The organism is Arthrobacter sp. 01T419, assembly GCF_056398865.1.
Genome location: NZ_JBFTQF010000006.1, coordinates 1 through 11569, shown reverse-complemented (window position 1 = coordinate 11569; position 11569 = coordinate 1). Strand labels below are relative to the sequence as shown.

Genomic DNA, 11569 nt, shown 5'->3' with positions numbered 1-11569 from the left:
TATATCGTTAACTATCGCAGAACACGCTGCGAGCCCATCAGGGCAACACACAACACTGGAAGGACGATGCCGTTATGAAAGGCATTCACGACAACAAGCACACAGATTGCGGTCCGGATATGGAACGCTTCGGACGCGGCCGGAGCCGTCGCGGACCCCACGGACATGGCGGATTCGGGCCGGGCCGCGGTTTTGGGCCGGGCCGCGGTTTCGGACCGGGGTTCGGGCCGGGCTTTGGACCGGGTTTTGGTCCAGGCGGACCCCGTCGCGCAAACAAGGGTGATGTTCGCTTCGCGATCCTCTCCTTGCTCGCCGAATCACCGTCCAACGGATACGGGCTGATCAAGACGATCGCCGAGAAGACGTCCGGATCCTGGCGCCCCAGCCCGGGTTCCGTCTATCCGACGCTGCAGCAACTCGTTGACGAAGAGCTCATTACACCCGTCGGGGAAGGCCGCCGCACTGAGTTCACTCTCACCGACGCCGGGAAAGCCTACGTAGCCGAGCACGCCGAGGACCTGGAAAATGCGTGGAACATCGATCAAGAAGGATCGGGGCCCGCATTTCACCAGAGCGTGGCAAAGCTCATGGGAGTTATCCACCAATTCCGCTTCGCCGCAACCGAGGAACAGCGCACCGCAGCGATTGAAAAGATCGACGAAACACGGCGCGCGCTCTACCACATCCTCGCGGATTAGTACCGACCCTTCCGAGGTGGGACTCCTCCCTCACTCGTCGCTAGCCGCCGCCGCCATGGTCTACCCAGGGCGCACGGGGTCGCCATCGGCGAGAATGAGCCGAAGGGAGCGTCCGTCGGCTAGGACGCCGATGTCCGCGAGCGGATCTCCCTCGACGACGATCAAATCGGCGTACGCACCTTCGGCCACGATGCCGGCGCGGCCCACTTCCCCAACGATCTCTGCCCCGACCAGGGTAGCCGAGCGGAGAACATCGAGAGGCTCCTGCACTCGCGTGCGCAATCGGAATTCCTCGAGCTGGAACCGTAGCCCCTCACCGTGGAGATCCGTTCCGTATCCGATTCGAACCCCTGCGGCCGAAGCCTTCGCGAGGGATTCGAGGCCGCGCTCGAAGATGTCCTCCACCGCCGCCCTCTTGGAGGCGGCGAGGCCATGGCCTGCCGCCCCGGAGATGATCGCCCAGTATGTGACGAGCGTCGGGACGTAAAACGCGTCCCGCTCAAGGAACAGCGCGGTGCACTCGTCGTCGAGGAGGTTGCCGTGCTCGATCGTGCGTACACCGAGACGCAACGCCCGCGAGACTGCCTCGGCCGTGTATACGTGCGCGGCTATGTACCGGTGCGCGAGGCGGGCCTCGTCGACGGCGGCAAGGACCTCCGCGTCTGAGAAGCCGAGGGCTTCAAGGCGCATCTTGGACACGACTCCGCCCGAGAGAGTGAGCTTCGCGTGGTCGGCACCATCACGGAACTCCGCCCGGAGGGCCCTGCGAAGTTCCACTTCACCGTCGCAGACTTTCGTGAGGACGTGCCCACCGGTAGGGGCGAAGATCGGGCCACCGGCCTTGAGCCGGGGGCCTGTCACGAGCCGCTCGTCGACAGCACGGGACAAGCCCGTGTCCGCTCCACCCATGTCCCGGACCAGGGTGAAGCCGCGAAGGAGCATTTCGTGCATCACCCAGGACGTGCGGGCCGCGTGGTACTGCGGAGACCAGGACAGGATTTCGTTGAAGTCCCCGGACCCTTGGGTGACGTGGGCGTGCGCATCGATGAGGCCTGGGAGCACCGTCTGGCCTTCCACGTCAATTTCGACTGCATCAGCCACTGTGCGGGTCGAGTCTGAGATCTCGGCGACAACGCCGTCCCGCGCGACAATGGTCCGCGGGGCGCTAAGCTCCCCACTCGCGACGTCCAGGACCTGCGCCCTCCGGAGGACGACGGCGGTGGGGCGGGAACGCCCGGGGTCAGCGCGAACTGCCACGGCCGCTTTCCTCTCCGGTTCGCACCGCGCCGGGCATACCTGCGATGGTGGCCGGGCTGCCGCCGTCGGGCGCTGCGCCCTCCGTTTCACCGGCAGAATCGGCGTCGATCTCTTCGAGGGAACGGCCGCTCGTCGAAACCCCGAAGACGAGAACAACAAGCGCGGCACCGCCCAGGACAGCCATGATCATCGTGAACACGCCCCCGAAGCCCAGTACCGGGAAGGCCGCCCCGACCAGGATCGGGGCGGTGATGCCGCCGATCCGCCCGAACGCGGAGGCACTCCCCATGCCCGTTGCCCGCAGCTTGGTCCCGTAAACCTCGGGCGTGTAGGCGTAGAGGCCGGCATAGCAGCCGTTCATGAAGAACGAAAGCAGCGAGCCCGTGAGGAGGACAGCGCCCTCGGTCGAGGCCTGGGAGAGAAGGAAGGCTGCGCCCGCGCCCCCAACCAGGTAGAGCGCGATTGTGACGCGTCGGCTAAGCCGCTCGTTGAGGAACGCCGCGCTGTAGTAGCCCGGGATCTGCGCGACGGTGATGATGAGGGAGTAGGTGAAGCTGCCGGTGATCGTCATTCCCTTGGCCACCAGGAGCGAGGGAATCCAGACAAAGAAGCCATAGAAGGAAAAGGTAACGGCAAGCCAGAGCAGCCAGATCACCGCGGTACGGCGGGCGTTCCCGTGCCGCCAGAGATCTGCGTGCTGGAACAGGGGCGGGGCTTTCGGTGCCGCGATTCGGGTAGCGGCCTTAAGCCCGCTCCATGCGCGGACGAGGCGCCCTTCCTCGAGGCCGCGCACCACGTCTTCCGCTTCAGCTTCCCGGCCGCGGGTCAGCAGCCACCGCGGGGACTCGGGCAGCACCCGCCGCCACCAGAGCAGCATCACGACAGGCGCGGCCGTGATGAGCTGACCGATCCGCCAGCCCTCCGGGAGCCCCGCGACCACCGTGGTGCCGATCAGGGCGGCGCTCACGTAGCCAAGTGCGAAGAACCCAGCCACGGCGCCAACGAAGAAGCCGCGGCGGTATTTGGGAATGAACTCCGCAATAAACGTCGGGATGATGGCTGATTCTGCGCCGATGCCGATGCCGGCGATGACCCGCAGAATGAAGAAGATCTCCCAGTTCGGTGAGAAGGCTGCAAAAATTGTCGCCGCCGCGTAGAGCGCGAGAGCGTACATCATGACCTGTCGGCGGCCGATTCGGTCACCGAGCACTCCTGCGGCGATCGAGCCGATAAAGATGCCGATGAGGAGTGAACTTCCGATCAGTCCGGCCTGGACTCCATCCATGTGCCAGAGCGGTTTGATGATCGGCATGACGTAGGAGACCAGTGAACCGTCCATGCCGTCAAAGAGAAGCCCGAGGCCTCCGATAAAAGCGAGCTGGACGTGAGGCCTGCCGACCCGCATGCCGTCCATCCGCTCGGGGAGTGATCGCGTAGATGCCATCACTATGCCTTTCTGTAAGAGGAAGTGGTTCTTGAGGAGGTTTGGTATACACAATTGCACTTAAAGTGAGTCATGTCACCATGTTTTGGAGATTTTCCTCATTTTGGCATGCCAAATGTCTTTTGGGGCTCAGGCGGAGAGATCAACCCACATGCCAAGGCCACGCTCAAGCGCCGCGTCGTAGAGGAGCCTCCCGATAGCCAGATCCAGCAGCCCTATGCCCACGGAGTTGAAGAGGGTCACTTGGCTCGGATCCTCCCTCCCCGCGATCGAGCCTACGATCACCTGGCCCAGCTCTCCCGCGACGTCGACGGCGGACAGCGCTCCCTCGCCCATCGCCAGGAGCAGGTCCCCAGACTTGGCCAGCGCGGTGTCCAGGTTGTCCACGACGACTCGCGACCGTGACATCGCTTCGGCGTCGAGCTCTCGATGATCGGGCCGGGGACGCGCTCCAACCGCATTGATGTGCTGCCCATCCCGGAACCAACGCCCGAGGACAACCGGCGACTCCGAGGGGGTGAGGGTGCAGACGACATCGCTCGCATCCATGACGTCGCGCACGGTCGCCGCCCGGACCACCTCGATGCCGTAGTGCTCCACCTCCCGCCGGAACGCATCCACGGTCCCGGCGGTACGCGACCACACGACAACTGTGTCGATGGGGAGAACGGACCTCATAGCTTCGACGTGCGCCACCGCGAGGGCGCCGGCCCCGACGAGGCCGAGGATGCTACTCTCGGGCCGTGCGAGGTGCCGCGAAGCGACCGCCGTCATCGCAGCCGTGCGAATCCGGGTTGGCACGCGGCCGTCGAGCAGCGCGAGGGTCTCCCCCGTCGCCCGGTCGGCCAGGACGATCGATGAGCGCTGGCTGGGGAGGCCGGCCTTCCCGTTATCGGGAATGTCACTGAGCAGCTTTGACGCGACTAAGCCTTGCGGGGCCGATGCGGCCGCCATGACCAGATACCGCGCGTCAGTATCGGGAAGTTGCATGGAAAGCGGTCCAGGCTGGGCGGCCGAGCCGCGCGCCTGGTCTGCGAGGCTGGCCTCAATTGCGCGAATGGTCGCGCCCATGTCCGCCGAGGCGGCGAGGTCCGAGGCGCTGAGAATGAGGGTCACGGGGACTCCTTCCGAGTATGGTGCTAATCACCATAGACCACTTTTGGTATACCAAATAGTGCTGAGGGTGGAATTTGTTGCAATATTTCCGGCTTCGGGAGGATGATTGGCATGCCAAGGGAGTTCTGCTTGCTAAGCAGGCCCGGCCAGAGGGGAATCACGTGACAGCAGAAGCAACGAGCGGGGCAATCACCACGTCACGCACCGGCAACGTGTACGAGTGGATCCGAGAACGGATTATCGACGGGACATTCCCGCCGGGACAGCGGATCCGCGAGCGGGACGTAGCGCTCGAACTCCAGGTGTCGAGAGTGCCCGTACGCGAGGCACTCCCCCAGCTCGAGAGCGAAGGCTACATCGAAAGCCTGCCCCGGCGCGGCGCCGTCGTGACCCACCTGACGGTCCAGGCCGTCACCGAACTTTTCGACGTCAGGGCGAGCCTCGAAGTCCTCGGCGCTCGGCTCGCAGCCCAGGCGTGCGCGAGCGGCACCGACGCAAGTCGGCTCACGGTCCTTCTGGGTGCCGCCGAGACCGCCCTCTTGGACAACCATGAGCACCTCATCGCGGACGTCAACTCAAGAATCCATGAAGAGATCCTCGAACTCAGCGGCAACCACCTCCTCCGAAGGCTCATGTCGCCGGTGAATGGCCACGTCCGCAGGCTCTTCCACGTCGCCGCAGACCGTGACCAACTCGTGCAGCACCACGAGCACAGCGCCATCGTCCAGGCGATCACCGAGGGGCATTCCGAGCTCGCCGCAGCCCTCGCCTTCGCGCACGTTGAACACAGCCGCAATGAATGCCTGCCCATCGTAGAGAAGAGCCTCGGGGCTTAGGCATGCGCCCTTCAGCCGGCACCCGGGCAGCTGGCGTCGGGCTCCAGCGCCAGCGCAGCCCGGCGCCACGCAGCTGGCGTCGGGCTCCAGCGCCAAATGATCAAAGATGATGCAATTGGTCACAAATCAATCATCTTTAACCTATAAAGCCCTTGTAATCCACATCACTTCAGTGCCATAGTCTTTCGTGTTATCCATAACATTTGCGTGGTCCAACTCGGTTTGAAGCCGCTCTGGACTATATGCTCCCCGGCACGAAGGACATCGCATGATCTATCCGCCATCCTTATTTCCCCCACTACGCGGCGGCGCGTTCCAGCGCCTGACCACTTGCACGGTAACTACCGCACTCGTCGCGGCCCTCAGCTTGGCAACGGGAACGGTGGCCGCCACGGCCGCCCCTGATTCAAGCGGCACACCCGTGAGCGCGAGCCAGTACACACTGCTCGGCACGGATTCCCAGTCACCGGCTTACCCGGCACCACCCGCGCTGGACGGTACGGCCGCCGGCGCTTTCGACAACGACTACTCCTCACAGTGGACGGTCGCCTACAAGGTGGTTAACGGAGTGGGCGTGGCCGATCCGATGCCACATTGGATCTCCTGGGACATGGGCGGATCGTTCACTTTGACCGCCTTGGACTACTCCGTCAAGAACCAGGCCAACGGCCCGGTCAAGGATTTCAAAGTCTTCGCCACCGACGACCGTGCCGTGGCAACTGACCCGGCCGGCAACTGGGGTGCCCCCGCGGCCACAGGCAGCTTCACCCAGCCAAGCAGCAACACCCAGGTCCAGACCGTGCTGTTCAACACTCCGGTCAAAGCACGGTACGTGAAGTTTGAGGCGGACAGCGCCATCAACGGAAGCAACAACGTGTCAGCATCTGAGCTACGCGTGCGGGCCATCGGCGACACTACGCCACAACCTGTCCCGCCGGCCGCGCCCGCTGACCCCGCCACGCCCATGACCATCAGCAACGGCAAAGGCCTCGACGTCCAGGTGGGCAAGGAATTCCCGCAAGCCATCTCCTACTCGCTGCACGGCAAGCATCTCTCCGGCCAGGCAACCCTGCTGAAGGACTTCGCCATCAACGGCAAGAACCACGCCGCCACCACCACGTCGACCGCGGCGCCTGACTCAGTCGCATACACCTCAACGTTCGCCGACTTGCCGAACCTGGCCATCGAGTCCTCGCTGACCGTCACGCCGAAGAACACAGTGGAATTTGCGGTCACGAAGATCTCCGGCAGCGCCGCTTCGACAGTGGACCAACTGTCCATTCCGAACCAGTCCCTCGTGTCGGTCGACTCGGGTGATGCACAATCGCAGCTGGCCCGTACCAAGATCTCCACCGATTCCACCACCACGGCCGACCAGTTCGTCTCCATAGCCGCCGCCAGCAAGACTGACGCTTCTCCAGTAGGCACGCCCTACGGATTCGTCAGCAACTCGCAGCTATCCGCGGGTCTCATGACCAATGCCACCGACGATTCCGCCCAGGACTCCAACGGCAACTGGAACTCGCGGCTGCAGTCGCAGATCGAGGACGCCGGCAACGGGGCAAAGCGCGCCGAGCTGTCTGCGGGCAACTACACGTATGCGGCGGCTGGAGCTACCGATCCCCGCGTGCAGTTCTACACCCTTCCGAAAACCACCGTGGTTCTCTCCGCCGATGCCAACGCTGATGGGAAGGTGACGTGGGAGGACGGCGCGATCGCTTTTCGGAACGCTATGACCGCACCGCTGGGCGCCAGCCGCGTGCCGGAGCGTGTCGTCCAGCACATTCCGTTCAATTTCGCTTCCCAAGCCACCAACCCGTTCCTGAAAACCCTCGACAACGTCAAGCGGATCTCCATGTCTACGGACGATCTCGGCCAGTGGGTGTTGGAGAAGGGCTACGCAAGTGAGGGCCACGACTCTGGCCACCCGGACTACGGCGGGGACTACAACACACGCGCCGGAGGCCTTGCCGATCTGAACGCGCTCACGACCGGCGGTGCGCAGTTCAACGCCGACGTTGCCGTCCACGTGAACGTCACCGAGGCCTATCCGCAGGCCAAGAGCTTCAGCGATGGCATGATCTCGGGGCAGGTCAACGGCTGGGACTGGCTGAACCAGTCGTACCACATTGACCAGCGCACGGACCTGGGCTCGGGCGCCATCTTGGACCGCTTCGCCCAACTCCGCAAGGAAGMTCCCGGTATCAAGACGGTCTACATTGACGCCTACTACTCCAGCGGCTGGCTGGCCGACCAGCTCGCCACGCAACTGCACAAGATGGGCTTCGAGGTGGCCTCCGAATGGGCTTACAAGTTCGAGGGCAACTCCGTCTGGTCGCACTGGGCTAACGACAAGAACTACGGTGGCGCCACCAACAAAGGGATCAACTCCAATATCGTCCGGTTCATCAGCAACGCCCAACGCGACGTCTGGAACACCGATCCACTTCTGGGCGGCTCCCAGGTCAAGGAATTCGAGGGCTGGACCGGCCAGGATGACTGGAACACCTTCTACAACAACATCTTCACGTCCAACTTGCCCACCAAGTTCATCCAGCACTTCGACGTCACCCATTGGAACTTCGGCCAGTCAGCCCAGCTGACCGGCGGGGTCGCCATCAACATGGTGAACGGCCAGCGCCAGATCACGATGGGTGACGCCGTCGTCCTGCAGGGCGGCACCTACCTCCTGCCGTGGCAGGATGCAACAGACAACAGCAAGACCACCTCGCCCACTACCGCGGACAAGATGTACTTCTACACGGCCGACGGCGGCACTACTACCTTCACGTTGACCAGCCAGTTCGCCAACAGGCGAAATTACACGCTGTACAAGCTCACCGATCAAGGCCGGGTCAAGGTTTCCGATGTGACCGCCAGTAACGGACAGGTCACCCTGACCGGCGACAAAGGTACCCCCTATGTGCTCTCCCCCAGTGGTGACCAGCCTGTCAACAGGGATGCCAGCTACGGAGCCGGCACCCCGCTGACGGACCCAGGCTTCAATGCCGGCAATCTCGACGCTTGGAGCCCAACCGGCGGAGCGGCGATCTCGCGCACCGCGACAGGCGACAACGTAGCGGTGCTGGGGACCTCGGCGTCGTCCGTTTCCCAATCGGTGAAGTCGCTGGAGAAGGGCAAGAAGTACACGTTGAGCTCCAATGTGGAGATCGCGGCGGGCAGCCGCCGCTCTGTCACGCTGGGCGTCTCGGGCAAAGACCTGAGCGTTTCCAATACCTTCGACATCACCCCGGCCAAGAACCAGGTGGCCGCCGACTCGAAACAGGGCACCTATTCGCAGCGCGCCTCCGTGCAGTTCACCGTCCCCGTCAACCAGAAGGTGGACGTATCCATCAGCGCAGTGGCCGGATCGGCCGCGGTTACCCTCGACGATGTGCGGATCATGGAGGATACGACGACGCCGGTGGCCGGCGTGCAGGCAGGTCCCGGAACGCTTGTGGCCAGCGCCAACTTTGAAGGCAACCAGCCCGGCTGGGGCCCGTTCGTGAAGGGTGACGCCGGCGGTGCCACCGATCCGCGCACCAGTATCAGCGACCTCAACGCCCCCTACTCGCAGAAAGACTGGAAAAACACCCACAGCCCCTACAACTCCGGTGCACTCAACGGCCAGGCCGTAGACGACGTCCTGGATGGCAACAATTCGTTGAAGTCGCACGAGGAAAACAGCGGCTTGGTGTACCGGACGGTGCCGGCCACTGTCCCGTTCACGGCAGGCCACTCCTACAAGGTGCAGTTCACATACCAAACGAATGTTGCCGGTCAGTGGCAGTGGGTGACCGGCGCCGACACTGTGGACTCGGGCACCGTGACCTCGCGGGACCTGAAGGACGAAGCCATGGCCCCTGCCCTGAACACCGCCACCTACTCCCGGACGTTCACGGCCGGATGCGGTGACAACTGGGTGGGCCTGCGCAAGACAGGCGGGGCCAACGGCGCGGACTTCGTACTCGACGACTTCACGGTCACCGATCTCGGTGCGATCGGCGGGGGTGCGGCCTGCGCTAGCGTGGCCGGACCCGCCAATGCGGACCTCAGCCCGGGCACCACAACCAGCTACGTCACCACGTTCACCAACAACGAGACGAGCGACGCCACCAATGTCGCCATGTCGTTGGGCACGCTGCCCGCAGGCTGGAGCGCCCAAGTTTCCGCCAAGGACRGCAACCTGGCGGGCACCGTGAAGCCAGGTGCGACGGCCAAGACCACGTGGATCATCACGACGCCGGCCGCCGCAGCCGGCACCGCAACCTCGATCCACCCATCGGCGACGTACTCCAACAACTGCGCCACCAAGACCGTGGACTCGGACTCCAACCTGCGGGTGGGCACCCAGCCGATTGTGCCGACGTCGTCCATGACGGCGACGGCGGATTCGGAGAACCTGACGTCCGGGACGGGTGAGGGACCAGTGGGCAACGTGCTGGACGGTGACCCAGGCAGCATCTGGCACACACAGTACGATCCCACCATCACCAATTACCCACACTGGGTTCAGCTCAAGCTCGACTCCGAATACACCGTCAACGGCTTCGGTTACCAGGGGCGCCAGAGCGGCGGCCAAAACGGCAAGGTGAAGGGCTACACGATCTTCACCTCCGAGGACGGCACCACGTGGACCCAGGCAGCCACGGGCAACCTGATCGACACGACGGCGATGCAGAACATTACCTTCGCGCCGGTCCAAGCGAAGTTCGTGAAGTTCCAAGCGAACAGCTCCATCAACGGCCAGCCGTTCGCTGCGGCCGCCGAGATGCGGGTGTTCGGTCATTCCTCGGCCGTGGCCACGGGATTCGACCCGTCGCCGCGACCTTCGGACTCGGGCTGCACTCCATAATGGCCTAAGCATTCGAGGGGCCGCGGTGGCCGGTGGTTGAGCTTTATCGAAACCACGGCCGCCGCGGCCCTTTGCCGTCCGACGATGCTTGACCTTGCTCCAAAGAGCAAACTGTTATGGGTAACAACGGCTCATATACTGGACTTGACCTTAGCGGCAGACGGACGAAACGGGGCACGATGGCGGATGGGAAGCGCTCGCCAGCGATGCGTGATGTCGCATCGGCAGCATCCGTCTCGGCCCAAACCGTCTCCCGGGTGTTGAGTGGCCACCCCAATGTCCAAGAAGCCACCCGGGCCCGGGTGTTGGCCGCCGTCGAAAGCCTGGGCTATCACCGCAACAACACGGCCCGGGCCCTCGTCACGGGCAAGTCGAAGACTGTGGGCGTGGTATCCCTCGCCTCAAGTTTCTATTCGCGTGCCTCGCTGGCATTGGGCATTGAGCACGCCGCCCGCCAATCCGGCTATACCGTCAACACGGCGACGACGGCGACGCTGGACACCTCGGCGGTGAGCGAGGCCATCAACCGGCTCATCCTCCAGGGCGTCGACGGGCTCATCATCGCGGTTCCACTGCTCGACGTCGATGACTCGCTCGAAGCACTCACCCGCCTCAAGCCCACGGTGACCCTCGATGGCTCGCGCACTTCGGCGGCCGACGTCGTCGCGATCGACCAGACCACCGCAGTCCGGATCGCCACGAAACACCTGCTCGACCTCGGCCACCGGACCGTCTGGCACGTCGCAGGTCCCGAGGAGTGGAATGACGCAGCGAGCAGGGTTGCCGGCTGGCGTGCCACCTTGGAGGAGGCCAACCGTGAGGTCCCGCCGGTACTGCACGGCGATTGGTCACCCGAGTCCGGCTATCGAAGCGGACTGATCCTCGCCAAGAAGCCGGAGGTCACGGCCGTCCTGGTGGCCAGTGACGAGATGGCATTCGGCCTCATGCGTGCAATGACCGAGCTGGGCCGCCGCGTGCCGGAAGACGTGTCCGTGGTCGGCATCGACGACATAGCGCTGGCCGCCTACGCGACGCCACCGTTGACCACAGTCAGCCAATCCTTCGAGGCGACGGGACAGCGCGCGTTCTTCCACTTGTTGCGGCAGATGCAGGACCCTGATACACCCCAAGAACCTGAACTGGTCACGCCGAGGCTGATCGTGCGCGGGACGACGGCGGCTGCTAGGGACACATAGCGCTGATTGAGGCGAAATAGGGGACTGTCTGAATAACGGTGTGTGAGGTCCGGCCTGATCCGAAAGGAGACGGCCGTGTCAGAGTCCACGACCGCAATGACAGGGGTGATGATCGATCCTGTGACGGGAGAGATCATCGATCAGAAGGAGCTTGCGGAGCGGTTGCT

At 63.9% G+C, this 11569-nt stretch carries 7 protein-coding genes; 4 read left to right on the top strand and 3 right to left on the bottom strand.

Annotation, left to right across the window (positions count from 1 at the left end; translation table 11 throughout):
• The first annotated feature begins 74 nt into the window (after positions 1–74).
• Complete coding sequence (locus AC1DLO_RS11335) at positions 75–698, top strand: PadR family transcriptional regulator (protein WP_476889991.1); 624 nt, start codon at positions 75–77, stop codon at positions 696–698.
• A gap of 60 nt (positions 699–758) precedes the next feature.
• Here the strand turns inward: AC1DLO_RS11335 and AC1DLO_RS11330 are convergent, their stop codons facing one another.
• From AC1DLO_RS11330 to AC1DLO_RS11320, 3 genes are all read right to left on the bottom strand, one after another.
• Entirely contained in the window at positions 759–1955 is a 1197-nt protein-coding gene (locus AC1DLO_RS11330; protein WP_476889990.1) for a metal-dependent hydrolase family protein, read from the bottom strand.
• Positions 1939–3399, bottom strand: a complete 1461-nt coding sequence (locus tag AC1DLO_RS11325; protein WP_476889989.1) for an MFS transporter — start codon at positions 3397–3399, stop codon at positions 1939–1941. The genes AC1DLO_RS11330 and AC1DLO_RS11325 overlap by 17 nt, the downstream gene beginning before the upstream one ends.
• A 129-nt stretch (positions 3400–3528) precedes the next feature.
• On the bottom strand, positions 3529–4515 hold the full coding sequence (locus AC1DLO_RS11320) for an ornithine cyclodeaminase family protein (protein ID WP_476889988.1): 987 nt from the start codon (positions 4513–4515) through the stop codon (positions 3529–3531).
• A gap of 161 nt (positions 4516–4676) precedes the next feature.
• On the opposite strand from AC1DLO_RS11320, the gene AC1DLO_RS11315 reads away from it, so the two are divergent.
• The 3 genes from AC1DLO_RS11315 (at position 4677) to AC1DLO_RS11305 (ending at position 11402) form a co-directional block, all read left to right on the top strand.
• Positions 4677–5351 (top strand): GntR family transcriptional regulator, encoded by a 675-nt coding sequence (locus AC1DLO_RS11315; protein ID WP_476889987.1) that lies wholly within the window; start codon positions 4677–4679, stop codon positions 5349–5351.
• Positions 5352–5619: 268 nt separating this feature from the next.
• Complete coding sequence (locus tag AC1DLO_RS11310) at positions 5620–10206, top strand: endo-alpha-N-acetylgalactosaminidase family protein (RefSeq protein WP_476914475.1); 4587 nt, start codon at positions 5620–5622, stop codon at positions 10204–10206.
• A gap of 206 nt (positions 10207–10412) precedes the next feature.
• Positions 10413–11402 carry a LacI family DNA-binding transcriptional regulator gene (locus AC1DLO_RS11305; RefSeq protein WP_476889985.1) on the top strand — a complete coding sequence of 330 codons (990 nt, stop codon included), beginning with the start codon at positions 10413–10415 and terminating at the stop codon, positions 11400–11402.
• Positions 11403–11569 lie beyond the last annotated feature (167 nt).

Coding starts and splice junctions, on each gene's coding strand:
- AC1DLO_RS11335 (WP_476889991.1), top strand. CDS start 75: ATGAAAGGCATTCACGACAACAAGCACACAGATTGCGGTCCGGATATG.
- AC1DLO_RS11305 (WP_476889985.1), top strand. CDS start 10,413: ATGCGTGATGTCGCATCGGCAGCATCCGTCTCGGCCCAAACCGTCTCC.
- AC1DLO_RS11325 (WP_476889989.1), bottom strand. CDS start 3,399: ATGGCATCTACGCGATCACTCCCCGAGCGGATGGACGGCATGCGGGTC.